Raw genomic sequence first — 13,747 nt, forward strand, 5'->3', positions numbered from 1 at the left:
GCGCCGGTTTGCCCTGCCCGCCCGGACGGTGTTGGCTCCTCTCATGCGATTGACGAAGCTCGAGCACGCGGCCCTTGTCCTGGAACTGTCGGGGCGCAAGCTCTTCATCGACCCGGGCTCGTTCACCACCCCCATCACGGAGGCGATGAACGCCGACGCCATCGTGATCACGCACGAGCACGCCGACCACTGGACCCCGGAGCAGCTCAAGCGGATCCTCGACAAGAACGAGGGCGTGCCCGTCTACGCGCCCGAGGGCGTCGCCGCCGCCGCGGCCGACTTCGACGTCACGGTCGTGCACGCGGGGGACACGATCGAGGTCGGCCCCTTCACGCTGCGCTTCTTCGGCGGCACGCACGCCGTCATCCACGAGTCGATCCCCGTGGTCGACAACCTCGGCGTCCTGGTGAACGACACGCTCTACTACGCGGGCGACTCGTTCGTCGTCCCGGAGGGCGTCGAGGTCGACCTGCTCGCGGCCCCCGCGGGCGCGCCGTGGATGAAGATCAGCGAGTCCATCGACTACGTGCTCGCCGTGAAGCCCCGCCGCGCGTTCTCCACGCACGAGATGGTGCTCTCCACGGCGGGGAAGGCCATCTCGAACGGGCGCCTCCAGTGGGCGACCGAGCAGGGCGGCGGCGAGTTCCACGCCCTCGAGCCCGGCGATAGCATCGACCTCTAGGCCCTGTTCGGGCTCTCGGCGAGCGGACGCGGGGTCATGAGGATGGACGGTCTCGCCGCGGCGTCGCTCATCGTCGAGTTCCTCACCTGGATCGCGCTCGTCCCCGGCGTCCTGCTCTACGTCGCCGGTGTCTCGGTGCGCGTCCTGGGCCGGCGGTGGACGGCGACCGAGGGCATCGTCGCGGACGCGCCCGCCGACGACGACGGCCCCGCGTCGCGCGTCCTGCGCTGGTTCGACGGCGAGGGCGACGTGCACGAGGCGCCGGCCGACACCCCGGAGACCCACGACCTCCCGGCCGGATCCGACGCGCCCGTCTGGTTCGCGCCGCGCGCTCCATGGCGCGTCCGCACCCACGCCCCCGAGCTCGACGGCCGCGCGCTGCGGGTGACCGGGCTCGTGCTCATCGGCATCGGCGTGCTCGCGGCCGTCGCCGGCATCGTGCTGCTCTTCCTCGAGTAGGGGCCTCCGCACCGGCGGACCGGCCAGCTGGGGATCCGCCGTCCGGGTCGAGCGCGGTCCATGCGGCCGTATAGGCTGTTCCCTCGAAGGGGAGTACTCCCATCCGGCGGTCGTGTCGTCAATACGGTCGGACCACTCCGACCCGTGCGGCCGGTTCCGCGAGAAGCAGCTCGCGGGGTGGAGGAGACCTTCAGTACCCCACCGGACCGTCAGCGGTCCGAGTACTGGAGAACCCACAATGGATGTCCCCTTCTGGCTCTGGGCCGCGACCATCGCGGCCGTCCTCGGCCTGCTCGTCTTCGACTTCTTCGCGCACGTGCGGAAGGCGCACGAGCCGACGCTGAAGGAGTCCGCGACCTGGTCGGTCGTCTACATCGTCATCGCGCTCGTCTTCGGCGTGGGCGTCGGCGTCTTCTCGAACTGGACCTTCGGCGGCGAGTACTTCGCCGGCTACGTGACGGAGAAGGCGCTGAGCGTCGACAACCTCTTCGTCTTCCTCATCATCATGTCGAGCTTCGCCGTGCCGCGGGCCTTCCAACAGAAGGTGCTGCTCGTCGGCATCGCGATAGCCCTCGTGATGCGCGGCATCTTCATCGCGATGGGCTCCGCCATCATCGACAACTTCTCCTGGGTCTTCTACCTGTTCGGCGCCCTGCTGCTCGTCATGGCGTACAAGCAGATGAAGGAGACGCACGACGAGGACGGGTCGGACTCGAAGCTCATCCGCGTGCTCCGCCGCGTCATCCCCACCTCGGACCACTACGACGGCGACAAGCTCACGACCCGCGTCGACGGCAGGAAGCTCTTCACCCCGATGTTCCTGGTGATGCTCGCCATCGGCCTCACCGACGTGCTCTTCGCGCTCGACTCCATCCCCGCGATCTTCGGCCTGACGCAGGAGGCGTACATCGTCTTCACTGCCAACGCCTTCGCGCTGCTCGGCCTCCGCCAGCTGTACTTCCTGATCTCCGGGCTCCTCGAGCGCCTCGTGTACCTCTCGCAGGGCCTCGCGGTGATCCTCGGCTTCATCGCCGTGAAGCTCGTGCTGCACGCCATGCACGTCAACGAGGTGCCCTTCATCAACGGCGGCGAGCCCATGCTGTGGGCCCCCGAGATCCCCATCTGGTTCTCGCTGTCGTTCATCCTGCTCACCATCACGGTGGCGACCGTCGCGAGCCTCGCGAAGACGAAGCGCGACGCGTCCGCCGTCGAGGGCACCGATGCGGCGGCCTCCGGCGCAGGAGAGCAGGCGCCGGCCGACGCGGACGACGACGCGGCCCGCGGCTCCGGCCGCAGCGCGGACGCGGACGCCCCGCGCCGCTAGCGCTCCCCCGCACGACGACGACGCCCGCCCCGGATCCGGGGCGGGCGTCGTCGCGTCGGCGCGCATCCGCGCGTGTCCGCCCGTCAGCCGAGGCGCGTGCTGCTGACCCCGCCGTCGACGTCCAGCAGCGCACCGTGGACGAATCCGGCCTCGTCCGAGACGAGGAAGCGCACCGCGAACGCGATGTCCACGGGACGCACCGGGACGCCGGCGACGGTCGTGGCGGCCATCGCCGCGAGCACGTCCGCATCGGCCGCGTTGCCCGGCGTCGAGGTCGCACCCGGCGCCACCGTGTTCACGTGCACGCCGCGCGGCCCGTACTCGGCCGCCCACGTCCGCGTCATCTGCTCGACGGCGGCCTTCGACGCCGTGTACGCCGCGCCGAACGGGATGCCCACGCGCGACATCCACGAGCCGACGTTCACGATCGCACCCTTCCCGCGCTCGGCCATCGCGGGCGCGAGCTCGGCGACGAGCACGTGCGGCGCGCGGACGTTGACGGCGAGGATCGCGTCGAGGTCGGCGTCGGCGAGGCCCGCGGTCGCGCCGACGGGATAGACACCCGCGTTGTTCACGAGGATGTCGACGCGCCCGCCGAGCGCCGCGGTCGCATCGCGGGCGAAGGCGCGGATGCCGTCGTAGCCGCCGGCGAGGTCGGCCGGGACGGCATGGGCGGTGCCGCCCGCCACGGTGATCGCGGCGACGACGGCACGGGCGCGATCGACGTCGCGGCCGCTGACGACGACCTCGGCGCCGGAGGAGGCGAGCACGCGGGCGACCGCCTCGCCGATGCCGCTGGTGGATCCGGTGACGACGGCCGTGCGGCCGGCGAGCCGGGTGTCGGGGACGAGGGACTGGAGGACTTCTTCATTGGACTGCATGGTCCAATTGATAGCACGTGTTGGACCATCCGGTCCACAAAGGTAGGATCGGGGCATGGCGGAGCCCAAGATCACCGAGCGCGGACGCCGCACCCGCCAGCGGATCATCGAGGCGACGGGCGAGCAGATCCTCGCCACCGGCATCGGCGGCACCACCCTCGACGACGTGCGCGCCGCGACGCTGACGAGCAAGAGCCAGCTGTTCCACTACTTCCCCGGCGGCAAGATCGAGCTCGTGCGCGAGGTCGCGGAGTGGGAGGGCCGGCAGCTGCTCGAGGCGCAGGAGCCGCACATCCACGACCTGGGCTCCTGGGAGTCATGGGAGGCGTGGCGCACCGGCCTCGTCGACTACTACATCGGCCGCGGGCGCTGGGTCTGCCCCATCGGGTCGCTCGCCACGCAGGCCGCCGCCGTCGACGCCGAGCTCGAGCGCACCATCGCCGCGTCGATGCGGGCGTGGCGCGCGTTCCTCGCCCGCGGCGTCGCGCGCATGCGGGAGGCGGGCCTCGTGGCCGCGACGGCGGATCCCGAGCGCATCGCCACCGTGATCCTCGCGGCCATCCAGGGCGGCCTGGTGCTCAGCCAGCCGGAGCGCTCGGCCTGGCCGCTGGAGGCGGCGCTCGACACGGCGCTCGCGCCCCTGCACGTGATCCGCTCCCCCGCCGCCTGACTCCCGCCACCCGACCCGTCGCACACTTTCGTGCGGGGCCGCGGAGGCTGCCGGCGTACGGTCGACGCATGGAATTCAGATACCTCGGCAACTCCGGCTTCAAGATCTCCGAGATCACCTACGGCAACTGGCTCACCCACGGATCGCAGGTGGAGAACGACACCGCGACCGCGTGCGTGAAGGCCGCACTCGAGGCGGGGATCACCACGTTCGACACCGCGGACGTCTACGCCAACACCAAGGCGGAGACCGTGCTCGGCGAGGCGCTCAAAGACGAACGACGCGCCTCGATCGAGATCTTCACGAAGGTCTTCGGCCCCACCGGGCCCAAGGGCCACAACGACGTGGGGCTCTCGCGGAAGCACATCATGGACTCGGTGGACGCGTCGCTCACGCGCCTCCAGACCGACTACATCGACCTCTACCAGGCGCACCGCTTCGACTACGAGACGCCCCTCGAGGAGACGATGCAGGCGTTCGCCGACGTCGTCCGCCAGGGCAAGGCGCTGTACATCGGCGTCAGCGAGTGGACGAGCGAGCAGCTGCGCGCCGGCCACGCCCTCGCCGACCAGCTGGGCTTCCAGCTCATCTCGAACCAGCCGCAGTACTCGGCCCTCTGGCGCGTCATCGAGGAGGAGGTCGTGCCCACGTCGAAGGAGCTCGGCATCTCGCAGATCGTGTGGTCCCCCATCGCGCAGGGCGTGCTGACGGGCAAGTACAAGCCCGGCCAGGAGCTGCCGTCCGGATCCCGTGCGACCGACGACAAGGGCGGCGCGAACATGATCAAGCGGTACATGAACGACGACACGCTCTCCCGCGTGCAGGACCTCCAGCCCGTCGCCGACGAGCTCGACCTGTCGCTGGCCCAGCTCGCCGTCGCGTGGGTGCTGCAGAACGAGAACGTGGCCTCCGCGATCATCGGCGCCTCGCGTCCCGAGCAGGTGCACGAGAACGTGAAGGCGTCGGGCGTGAAGATCCCCGCGGAGCTCCTGACCCGCATCGACGACGCCCTCGGCGACATCGTCGAGAAGGACCCGCGCAAGACCGAGGACAGCTCGCCGAAGACCCGCGAGGCCTGATCCGTCGCCTCGCCCGCACGACCGCGCGGCCCCGCCCGAGACGATCGGGCGGGGCCGCGCGTGCATCTCCCGGACACCCCGCGGACAGACCCCGCTCGGGCCTCCCCCAGCGCCCTCGGCGTAGGCTCGGAGGATGGAATTCCGCTACCTAGGCAACTCAGGCTTCAAGATCTCCGAGATCACGTACGGCAACTGGCTGACCCACGGGTCGCAGGTCGAGAACGACACCGCCACGCAGTGCGTGCAGGCGGCCCTCGAGGCCGGCATCACCACGTTCGACACGGCCGACGGCTACGCGAACACCGTCGCCGAGAAGGTCCTCGGCGACGCGCTCAAGGGCGAGAACAGGGACGGCCTGGAGATCTTCACGAAGGTCTACTTCCCGACCGGCGCCAAGGGCCACAACGACACCGGCCTCTCGCGCAAGCACATCATGGCGTCGATCGACGGCTCGCTCGAGCGCCTCCAGACCGACCACGTGGACCTCTACCAGGCCCACCGCTACGACTACGAGACCCCGCTCGAGGAGACGATGCAGGCGTTCGCCGACGTCGTCCGCCAGGGCAAGGCGCTCTACATCGGCGTCAGCGAGTGGACCCCCGAGCAGCTCCGCGAGGCGCACGGCCTCTCCCGCGAGCTCGGCTTCCAGCTCATCTCGAACCAGCCGCAGTACTCGGCCCTCTGGCGCGTCATCGAGGAGGAGGTCGTCCCGACCTCGAAGGACCTCGGCATCTCGCAGATCGTCTGGTCCCCCATCGCCCAGGGCGTCCTCACCGGCAAGTACAAGCCGGGTCAGGACCTGCCCGCCGGCTCGCGCGCCACGGACGACAAGGGCGGCGCCGACATGATCAAGCGCTACATGAACGACGACACGCTCTCCCGCGTGCAGGAGCTCCAGCCCGTCGCCGACGAGCTCGACCTCTCGCTGGCCCAGCTCGCCGTCGCGTGGGTGCTCCAGAACGAGAACGTCGCCTCGGCGATCATCGGCGCCTCGCGCCCCGAGCAGGTGCACGAGAACGTCAAGGCCTCGGGCGTGAAGATCCCCGCGGAGCTCCTCACCCGCATCGACGACGCCCTCGGCGACGTCGTGGAGAAGGACCCGTCGAAGACGAGCGACAGCTCCCCGAAGGGGCGCCTCGCCTGATCCGCACCACCTGAACGCGACGACGGCCCCGCTCGAGCAGTTGCTCGGGCGGGGCTGTCGTGGTTCTCAGGGCAGCAGGTCCAGCATCTGCTTCCGCGCGGCCATGGCGTGGATGACGAGCTCATTGCCGCTGTCGAAGACCAGCACCACCGTCTCCAGCAGACGCCCGGAGTGATCGAATCCGAGACGCAACTGCCGCGCAGGGCTGTCGTCGTCCAGATCCTCGATCCAGATCGCCCACGATGCCGCCTGGATGGCATCCTCGGGTTCGATCCCGTGCTTCCGCGCGGAGGGGTGGACCCTCACGCCGCCGAGTCGTGGAGGGCCTGTCGGATCACCTCGGATCGCGACGTGCCCTCCCGCGTCGCTCGCGCGTCCACCGCGGCGAGCTCCTCGTCGGTGAGGCGCACGGCGACGACCTGCGATGGGCGCGCTCCGCGACCGGGACGTCCGCGGCCCCGCTTCGTGAGCGCGTCCACGTCGTACCCGACCTCGGCCTCATCAGCCCACGCCTGGATCTGCTCCTCCGTCACGGGGACGCCGTCGATGGTCTCGTCGCCTGTCATGCGGATAACGTAATACGCCGGAGGCCGGGTGTCGAGAGACGTCCGGCAACGGCGCTCGGCACGCACGGAGCTCCGGCAGGCGTCACCTGACACGACCGGGAGAGGGAAAAGGAAAAGGCCCGGATATCCGGGCCTGTCATTTCCTGCGTATTCAGTGCTGGGGTACCTGGACTCGAACCAAGAACAAAAGAATCAGAATCTTCCGTGTTGCCAATTACACCATACCCCACGACCCCGATGCGCGATCGGGCCTCGTCGAGTGTAGCCCATCGGCCGGATCCGCGCCAAACCGGCCGCGGCCCGACGGGCCCCACCCGTCAGATCACGGGCAGCAGATCCCGGTTGATCGCGCTGGCCGCGCGCGCGCCGAAGCCGGCCGCGATGATCAGCTGCTGCGGGCCCGGCTGCGAGCTGTCGCCCGCCGCGTAGACGCCCGCGTGCGAGGTGCGGCCCTCGGCGTCGACGGCGATGTGGCCGTCGTCGTCCGTGTCGAGGTCGAGCCCGGCGAGGAAGTCGAGCGCGGTCGAGTAGCGCGGGCGCACGAAGCCGCCGGAGCGCGGGACGACCGAGCCGTCCTGCATGCGGATGCCCGTGACGGCCGCGCGCTCGCCCTCGATGTCGGCGACGAGCCGGCGGTCGACGCGGATCCCGAGGGACGCGAGCCCGCGCTCCCCCGCCTCGTCGATCACCGCGACGCCGTTCGTGAAGACGATGATGTCGCGCGACCACTGCGAGAGCAGCAGCGCGCGCTCCACGAGGTCGTCCGTCTCGCCGATGAGGAAGAGCGGCTCGTCGGCCTTCTCGTAGCCGTCGCACTCCATGCAGCTGTGCACGGCGGTGCCGTAGTAGGCGCGGATGCTCGGCAGGTCGGGCAGGGTCTCCACGAGGCCCGTGGCGATGAGGATCCGGCGCGCGTGCACCTCGCGGTCGGGCGCGCGGCGCACGCCCGTCGCGCGGATGGTGAAGCCGCCCTCGGCGGGCTCCGCGGACTGCACGACGGCGAGCTGGAACTCGCCCTCGTCGTAGCCCTCGACCTCGACCTGGCCGAGCTTGCGCAGCTCGAGCGGGGAGATCCCGTCGCGGGTGACGAAGCCGTGCGACATGAGCGTCGCGGCGTTGCGCGGCCGGCTGCTGTCGAGCACGAGCGTGCGGCGCCGGGCGCGCACGAGGTTCAACGCGGCGGAGAGGCCAGCGGGGCCCGCGCCGATGACGACGACGTCGTACGAGTCACCGGTCGCGGTGGATCCCGCGGCCCCGGGATCACTCACCGAGCATCCCCGCGAGGCGGTCGAGGCGCGCGACGGTCTCGTCCTTGCCGAGCAGCACCATCGACTCGAACAGCGGCGGCGAGATGCGACGCCCGGAGACGGCGACGCGAAGCGGCCCGTAGGCGAGACGCGGCTTCATGCCCATGCCGGTGATGAGGGTGTTCTGCAGCACCTCCTGCACCAGGTCGACGTCCCACTCCGTGTGCGGGACCCCGGCGAGCGCGCCACGGGAGGCGGCGAGCACCGCGGGGGCGTCGTCCTTGAGCGCCTGGACCGCCGCGTCGTCGTAGGGCAGCGCGTCGGCCGTGGTGAAGAGGAACGACAGCAGGTCGGGCGCCTCGCCGAGGAGCTGCATGCGCTCCTGCACGAGCGGCGCGGCCGCGTCGAGCATCCGTCGCTCGTCGTGGGTGAGCTCGGCGCCGACGACGCCCGCCGCCTGCAGGTACGGCACGAGGCGCTCGGCGAAGTCCTCGAGCGGGAGGAGGCGGATGTGGTCGCCGTTCAGCGACTCCGCCTTCTTGAGGTCGAAGCGCGCCGGGGCGGGCGTGACGTCGGCGACGTCGAACGCGGTGATCATCTCCATCCGCGAGAACACGTCGCGGTCGTGCGTGAGCGACCAGCCGAGGAGCGCCAGGTAGTTGATGAGGCCCTCGGGGATGAAGCCGCGGTCGCGGTGGTGGAACAGGTTCGACTCGGGATCGCGCTTGGAGAGCTTCTTGTTCCCCTCCCCCATCACGTAGGGCAGGTGGCCGAAGCGCGGGATGGCGTCGGCCACGCCGATGTCGATGAGCGCGTGGTACAGCGCGATCTGCCGGGGCGTCGACGAGAGGAGGTCCTCGCCGCGGAGCACGTGCGTGATCCCCATGAGCGCGTCGTCGACGGGGTTCACGAGCGTGTACAGCGGGGCGCCGTTCGGGCGCACGAGCACGAAGTCGGGGAAGGACCCGGCCGGGAAGGTGACCGTGCCGCGCACGAGGTCGTCGAAGGAGAGGTCGGTGTCCGGCACGCGGAGGCGGAGGGCGGGTGAGCGGCCCTCGTCACGGAACGCCTGTCGCTCCGCCTCGGTGAGGTCGCGCTCGAAGTTGTCGTAGCCCATCTTCGGGTCGCGGCCGGCGGCGCGGTTGCGCGCCTCGATCTCCTCGGCCGTCGCGTAGCTCTCGTAGAGGTGGCCGGATGCGGTGAGCTTCCGGATCACGTCGAGGTACAGCTCGGTGCGCTGCGACTGGCGGTACGGCGCGTGCGGGCCGCCGACGCCCTCGCCCTCGTCCCAGTCGATCTCGAGCCAGCGCAGCGCCTCGATGAGCTGCTCGTAGCTCTCCTCGCTGTCGCGCGCGGCGTCGGTGTCCTCGACGCGGAAGATCAGCTTGCCGCCCGTGTGCCGGGCGTACGCCCAGTTGAACAGCGCCGTGCGGATGAGCCCGACGTGCGGCGTCCCGGTCGGGGACGGGCAGAACCGGACGCGGACGTCGGTGCCGGAAGCGGTGGTCACGGGGTGGGTCGTTGCGTCAGTCATCCTGGTCACGATTCTAGGGCTCGGGCTGCGGCTCCCCGTCGGTGCCGGGCGCGCTGTCCGCGCAGTACGGCTCCAGGAGGTCCCACCGGTCGTACTGGTCGCCGGGCGGTACCCCGCACTCGAGGACGACGGCGCCGGCGTAGCGCGTCGGGTCGAGCCCCTCGAGGGTGCCGGATCCGCGGAAGGCGCCGTCGCATCCCGTCACCGTGACGTGCGCGGACTGCGCGGAGCCCAGGTACCCGATGACGTAGCGCGCCGCGCGATCGAGCACCGGGTCGAACGACGTGATCTGCAGCGGCCGGCCGAACCGCGGCCCGACGAGGTCCCGGTCACGGAGGTCCGCCCCGAGGAAGGCCGCCCAGGTGTCCGGCGGGGCGAGGCCGTCGGCGACCGGCGTCGCGGAACCGTCCCGCTTGTCGAGCTCCAGGCGGAGGGCCGGGCGCAGCGCGATGTCGTTCCGGGTGACGCGCTGGGTCGTGGATCCGAGGCCGGGCTGCTCCCCCGCGCTCGGGATCCGCACCTGCATCACGCGCACGGCGAGCAGCTCGTCGGCGGGCCCCGCCTGCGGCTCCGCCCAGTCGATCGAGAGGTCGGCGGGCGTGCAGCCGGCCGGCAGACCGAGCTCCGCCGCGCCCGGGGTCGGTGACGCGGTCGGCGTGGCCGCGTCCGTCGGCCCCGCCGTCTCCAGCCCGTAGTCGGACACGTCGTACACGCAGCCCGAGAGCAGCGCCACCGCCGCGGCCGCCAGCGCGAGGCGCGCGGGACGGCCGGGGCGGATCACGGTCAGGCGCGGGCGCGCGCGGGGTTGGAGAGGGTGCCGATCCCCTCGATCGACACCTCGACGACCTGGCCGTCGGTGAACGGGCCGACGCCCGCGGGCGTGCCGGTGAGGATCACGTCGCCGGGCAGCAGGGTCCACACCCGGGAGGCGAACGCGATGAGCTCGGGCACCGAGTGCACCATCTCGCTCGTGCGGCCGGACTGGCGCAGCTCGCCGTCCACGCGCGTCTCGATGAGCGCGTCCTCGAACGAGCCCTCGGTCTCGATGACCGGGCCGAGCGGGCAGAACGTGTCGTAGCCCTTGGCGCGGGCCCACTGGCTCTCGGAGTGCTGGATGTCGCGGGCGGTGACGTCGTTGCCGATCGTGTAGCCGAAGATCGAGCGCGCCGCGTCCTCCACGGACACGTCGCGCGTGATCCGGCCGATGACGACCGCGAGCTCGCCCTCGTGCTCGACCCGCTCGCTGTCGGCGGGCAGGCGGATCACGTCGTCGGGGCCGACGACCGAGGTGTTCGGCTTCAGGAAGATGAGCGGCGTGGTGGGCGCCTCGCTGCCGTGCTCGGCGGCGTGGGCGGCGTAGTTGCGGCCCACCGCCACCACCTTGGAGCGCGGGATCACGGGCGCGAGCAGCCGGGCGTCGGCGAGCGGCACGCGCTCCCCCGTGGTCTGGTAGCCGCTGAACATGGGGTCGCCGGAGAGGACGACCAGGTGGCCCTCCTCCTCGTCGAGGATGCCGAAGCGGGGGTCGTCACCGGTGCTGAATCGCGCGATCTTCACGCTCACGACCCTAGTCGTGCCGGGCGGCGGGATCCGAGGTGGCGATGCGCAGCAGGGCGCCGTTGACCGCGTCCCCGGTCGCCTGGTCGACGCCGAAGCCGGAAAGGTCGTTGGTGGCGAGGACCGGACCCCACACCTCGCGCAGGAGCGCGAGGCCCGCATCGGTGAGCGTCACCGGGTTGCGTCGCCCGCGCCCGCGCTCGGCCGACCGCGCGACGAGGCCGCGGGCCTCGAGGCCGGCGAGGAGCGGATCCGCGCTCTGCGGGCGCACGTGCACCTCGCGCGCGATGGCCGCCTGCGTCATCGCGGGGCGGACGGCGAGGTGCACGAGCACCCCGAACTGCACCGGCGTGAGGTCCCAGGCGGCGAGCACCTCCGTGAGGATCCGCTCGAGCCGCCGGGCCGCGCGCACCGCGCTCCAGGTGATGACGCTCCCGAGGTCGTCCTCGGTGAACTCGTGCGGGTGGGCCATGCCGCCACTCTAGGTGCTACGTTGCCACTTATCAGCTTTCTGATATCAATGGGAGGAGACAGCATGGGCGGATCGAGCATCCTCGTGACCGGGGCGACGGGAGAGGTGGCGGGGCGCGTGGTGACGCTGCTCGCCGAGCGGGGCGACCCGGTGCGCGCGCTCTGCCGCCGGCCGGAGCAGGTGGAGGCGTTCCGGGCGCGTGGCATCGACGCGGTCCTCGGCGACCTGGGCGACACGGGGAGCCTCCGGCGGGCGATGGAGGGCTGCGATCGCGTGTTCCTCCTCACGCCCGTCACGCCGCGGCAGGCGGCGCTGGGCCGGAACGCCGTCGAGGCCGCGACGGCCGTGGGGATCCGCCGGGTCGTCCACCTCTCGGGCGGCGACGCGGCCCTCGACTCGCCGCTCCCCTGGGCGAAGGCGTGCGCGGAGACCGACGCGCTCCTCCGCGCATCCGATCTCGACTGGACGCTCGTCCGTCCGTCCGCCTTCATGCAGAACGTCCTGGAGTCCGCGCCGGCCATCCGCCGCGGCGTCTACCCGCAGACGACGGGGGCGAGCGCGATCGGCTGGATCGACCCTGCTGACATCGCGCGCGTGGTCGCGCAGGTGCTCACGGAGGACGGCCACGTCGGCCGCGACCACGTGCTGACGGGACCCGAGGCGCTCACGTCCCGGCAGATCGCGGAGCGACTGTCGACCGCGCTCGGGCGCCGCATCCGCTACGTGCACCTGCCCGGACCGGTGTTCGGCCTGGCTCTGCGCGCAGCGGGAGCGGACGCGTGGCTCGCGCGCGGGCTCGTGACGCAGTACGCCCGGGTCGTGCGGGACGGGCTCGACGAGGTGCGGGCGATGACCGACACCGTGCAGGAGATCACGGGCACGCCGCCACGGTCGTTCCTCGAGTTCGCCCGGGCGCACGCCGAGGAGCTCCGGCGCGGCTGACCCCGCCCCGGAGACGCCGACGGCCGGCCCCCGTGCAGGACCGGCCGAGGAGGTCGAGGCGCCCGCTACGCGTCGAGGCGCGTGAGCCAGCCGTGGCGGTCCGGGATGCGGCCGTACTGGATGTCGGTGAGCTCCTGGCGCAGCGACATGGTCAGCTCGCCCGCGGGCGCGTCGATGTCGCCGACGTCGAGGCCGTCGCCGAGCAGCCGGCCGATGGGCGTGATGACCGCCGCGGTGCCGCACGCGAACACCTCGGTGATCTCGCCCGACGCGACGCCGTCGACCCACTCGGACAGCTCCACCCGGCGCTTCTCGACCGTGAGGCCGCGATCGCGCGCGAGCTCCAGGATCGAGTCGCGCGTGATGCCCTCGAGGATGCTCTCCGAGTCGGGCGTGACCAGGCGGCCGTCCGCGTAGACGAGCACGATGTTCATCCCGCCGAGCTCCTCGAGGTAGCGGCCCTCCTCGGAGTCGAGGAAGAGCACCTGCGCGCAGCCGTGCGATGCGGCCTCGGCCTGCGGGAGGAGCGACGCGGCGTAGTTGCCGCCGCACTTCGCGGCGCCCGTGCCGCCCTTGCCCGCGCGGGAGTACTGCGTGGACAGCCAGATCGACACCGGGGCGACGCCGCCCGTGAAGTACGCGCCCGCGGGGCTCGCGATCACGTAGTAGCCCACGCGCTGGGCCGCGCGCACGCCGAGGAAGCTCTCGTTGGCGATCATGAACGGCCGGAGGTAGAGGCTCTGCTCGGCCGCGCGCGGCACCCACTCGATGTCGGTCCGCACGAGCTGACGCACGGACTCGACGAAGTCCTCCGTCGCCAGCTCCGGCAGCGCCAGGCGGCGGGCCGAGCGCTGGAGGCGCGCGGCGTTGCGGTCGGGGCGGAAGGTCCAGACGGATCCGTCGGCGTGGCGGTACGCCTTCATGCCCTCGAAGATCTCCTGGCCGTAGTGCAGGACGCTCGCGGCGGGATCCAGCTGGAGCGGGCCGTAGGGGACGACGCGCGCGTCGTGCCAGCCGGCGTCGAGGGTCCAGTCGATCTGGACCATGTGGTCCGTGAAGTGCTTGCCGAAGCCCGGGTCGGCGAGGATCGCCTCCCGCTCGGCGTCCGCGCGGGCGGTCTCCGAGGGGGTCTGCTCGAAGGAGAGGGGGAAGGCGGTGGCTGCCGTGCTGCTGGTGGTGCTCATGGGGTC

At 71.7% G+C, this 13,747-nt stretch carries 16 protein-coding genes and 1 tRNA gene; 7 read left to right on the top strand and 10 right to left on the bottom strand.

Features of this window, described 5'->3' with window-relative positions:
• Positions 1–43 precede the first annotated feature (43 nt).
• The 3 genes from ITJ44_RS03750 (at position 44) to ITJ44_RS03760 (ending at position 2,465) form a co-directional block, all read left to right on the top strand.
• A complete protein-coding gene (locus ITJ44_RS03750) occupies positions 44–682 on the top strand; it encodes an MBL fold metallo-hydrolase (protein ID WP_194633401.1) in 639 nt (212 codons plus the stop codon).
• 36 nt (positions 683–718) lie between these two features.
• Positions 719–1,141, top strand: a complete 423-nt coding sequence (locus ITJ44_RS03755; protein ID WP_228494477.1) for a DUF3592 domain-containing protein — start codon at positions 719–721, stop codon at positions 1,139–1,141.
• Between the two features lie 238 nt (positions 1,142–1,379).
• Entirely contained in the window at positions 1,380–2,465 is a 1,086-nt protein-coding gene (locus tag ITJ44_RS03760; RefSeq protein WP_194633402.1) for a TerC family protein, read from the top strand.
• A gap of 83 nt (positions 2,466–2,548) precedes the next feature.
• Here the strand turns inward: ITJ44_RS03760 and ITJ44_RS03765 are convergent, their stop codons facing one another.
• Positions 2,549–3,346 (bottom strand): SDR family NAD(P)-dependent oxidoreductase, encoded by a 798-nt coding sequence (locus tag ITJ44_RS03765; protein WP_194633403.1) that lies wholly within the window; start codon positions 3,344–3,346, stop codon positions 2,549–2,551.
• A gap of 55 nt (positions 3,347–3,401) precedes the next feature.
• On the opposite strand from ITJ44_RS03765, the gene ITJ44_RS03770 reads away from it, so the two are divergent.
• The 3 genes from ITJ44_RS03770 to ITJ44_RS03780 all read left to right on the top strand — a co-directional run bounded on the left by ITJ44_RS03770 (position 3,402) and on the right by ITJ44_RS03780 (position 6,239).
• Entirely contained in the window at positions 3,402–4,016 is a 615-nt protein-coding gene (locus ITJ44_RS03770) for a TetR/AcrR family transcriptional regulator (RefSeq protein ID WP_194633404.1), read from the top strand.
• Positions 4,017–4,084: 68 nt separating this feature from the next.
• Positions 4,085–5,095 (top strand): aldo/keto reductase family protein, encoded by a 1,011-nt coding sequence (locus ITJ44_RS03775; protein WP_194633405.1) that lies wholly within the window; start codon positions 4,085–4,087, stop codon positions 5,093–5,095.
• A 133-nt stretch (positions 5,096–5,228) separates the two neighbouring features.
• On the top strand, positions 5,229–6,239 hold the full coding sequence (locus ITJ44_RS03780) for an aldo/keto reductase family protein (protein ID WP_194633406.1): 1,011 nt from the start codon (positions 5,229–5,231) through the stop codon (positions 6,237–6,239).
• Between the two features lie 66 nt (positions 6,240–6,305).
• Here the strand turns inward: ITJ44_RS03780 and ITJ44_RS03785 are convergent, their stop codons facing one another.
• From ITJ44_RS03785 to ITJ44_RS03820, 8 genes are all read right to left on the bottom strand, one after another.
• Positions 6,306–6,545 (bottom strand): toxin, encoded by a 240-nt coding sequence (locus ITJ44_RS03785; protein WP_194633407.1) that lies wholly within the window; start codon positions 6,543–6,545, stop codon positions 6,306–6,308.
• The gene (locus ITJ44_RS03790) at positions 6,542–6,805 is read right to left on the bottom strand and encodes a CopG family transcriptional regulator (RefSeq protein ID WP_194633408.1); all 264 of its coding nucleotides are present in this window, start codon (positions 6,803–6,805) and stop codon (positions 6,542–6,544) included. The genes ITJ44_RS03785 and ITJ44_RS03790 overlap by 4 nt, the downstream gene beginning before the upstream one ends.
• A gap of 157 nt (positions 6,806–6,962) precedes the next feature.
• A tRNA-Gln gene (locus tag ITJ44_RS03795) sits at positions 6,963–7,034 on the bottom strand.
• Between the two features lie 88 nt (positions 7,035–7,122).
• Positions 7,123–8,073 (bottom strand): NAD(P)/FAD-dependent oxidoreductase, encoded by a 951-nt coding sequence (locus ITJ44_RS03800; protein ID WP_194633409.1) that lies wholly within the window; start codon positions 8,071–8,073, stop codon positions 7,123–7,125.
• On the bottom strand, positions 8,066–9,586 hold the full coding sequence (gene gltX, locus ITJ44_RS03805) for a glutamate--tRNA ligase (RefSeq protein ID WP_194633410.1): 1,521 nt from the start codon (positions 9,584–9,586) through the stop codon (positions 8,066–8,068). The genes ITJ44_RS03800 and gltX overlap by 8 nt, the downstream gene beginning before the upstream one ends.
• Positions 9,587–9,599: 13 nt before the next feature.
• Complete coding sequence (locus ITJ44_RS03810) at positions 9,600–10,367, bottom strand: hypothetical protein (RefSeq protein ID WP_194633411.1); 768 nt, start codon at positions 10,365–10,367, stop codon at positions 9,600–9,602.
• 2 nt (positions 10,368–10,369) lie between these two features.
• Positions 10,370–11,143: a fumarylacetoacetate hydrolase family protein gene (locus ITJ44_RS03815; protein ID WP_194633412.1), complete on the bottom strand. Its 774-nt coding sequence runs from the start codon at positions 11,141–11,143 to the stop codon at positions 10,370–10,372.
• A 10-nt stretch (positions 11,144–11,153) separates the two neighbouring features.
• Positions 11,154–11,615, bottom strand: a complete 462-nt coding sequence (locus tag ITJ44_RS03820) for a MarR family winged helix-turn-helix transcriptional regulator (protein WP_194633413.1) — start codon at positions 11,613–11,615, stop codon at positions 11,154–11,156.
• A 63-nt stretch (positions 11,616–11,678) separates the two neighbouring features.
• Between ITJ44_RS03820 and ITJ44_RS03825 the strand changes: the two genes are divergently transcribed.
• Entirely contained in the window at positions 11,679–12,557 is an 879-nt protein-coding gene (locus ITJ44_RS03825) for an SDR family oxidoreductase (RefSeq protein ID WP_194633414.1), read from the top strand.
• A gap of 65 nt (positions 12,558–12,622) precedes the next feature.
• Here ITJ44_RS03825 and ITJ44_RS03830 read toward each other — a convergent pair whose 3' ends face one another.
• On the bottom strand, positions 12,623–13,741 hold the full coding sequence (locus ITJ44_RS03830; RefSeq protein ID WP_194633415.1) for a branched-chain amino acid aminotransferase: 1,119 nt from the start codon (positions 13,739–13,741) through the stop codon (positions 12,623–12,625).
• Positions 13,742–13,747: the final 6 nt, after the last annotated feature.

It is taken from the genome of Clavibacter sp. VKM Ac-2873 (genome assembly GCF_015351075.1).
Classification (GTDB): domain Bacteria; phylum Actinomycetota; class Actinomycetes; order Actinomycetales; family Microbacteriaceae; genus Clavibacter.

Coding starts and splice junctions, on each gene's coding strand:
- ITJ44_RS03750 (WP_194633401.1), top strand. CDS start 44: ATGCGATTGACGAAGCTCGAGCACGCGGCCCTTGTCCTGGAACTGTCG.
- ITJ44_RS03755 (WP_228494477.1), top strand. CDS start 719: ATGAGGATGGACGGTCTCGCCGCGGCGTCGCTCATCGTCGAGTTCCTC.
- ITJ44_RS03760 (WP_194633402.1), top strand. CDS start 1,380: ATGGATGTCCCCTTCTGGCTCTGGGCCGCGACCATCGCGGCCGTCCTC.
- ITJ44_RS03765 (WP_194633403.1), bottom strand. CDS start 3,346: ATGCAGTCCAATGAAGAAGTCCTCCAGTCCCTCGTCCCCGACACCCGG.
- ITJ44_RS03770 (WP_194633404.1), top strand. CDS start 3,402: ATGGCGGAGCCCAAGATCACCGAGCGCGGACGCCGCACCCGCCAGCGG.
- ITJ44_RS03775 (WP_194633405.1), top strand. CDS start 4,085: ATGGAATTCAGATACCTCGGCAACTCCGGCTTCAAGATCTCCGAGATC.
- ITJ44_RS03780 (WP_194633406.1), top strand. CDS start 5,229: ATGGAATTCCGCTACCTAGGCAACTCAGGCTTCAAGATCTCCGAGATC.
- ITJ44_RS03790 (WP_194633408.1), bottom strand. CDS start 6,805: ATGACAGGCGACGAGACCATCGACGGCGTCCCCGTGACGGAGGAGCAG.
- gltX (WP_194633410.1), bottom strand. CDS start 9,586: ATGACTGACGCAACGACCCACCCCGTGACCACCGCTTCCGGCACCGAC.
- ITJ44_RS03820 (WP_194633413.1), bottom strand. CDS start 11,615: ATGGCCCACCCGCACGAGTTCACCGAGGACGACCTCGGGAGCGTCATC.
- ITJ44_RS03825 (WP_194633414.1), top strand. CDS start 11,679: ATGGGCGGATCGAGCATCCTCGTGACCGGGGCGACGGGAGAGGTGGCG.
- ITJ44_RS03830 (WP_194633415.1), bottom strand. CDS start 13,741: ATGAGCACCACCAGCAGCACGGCAGCCACCGCCTTCCCCCTCTCCTTC.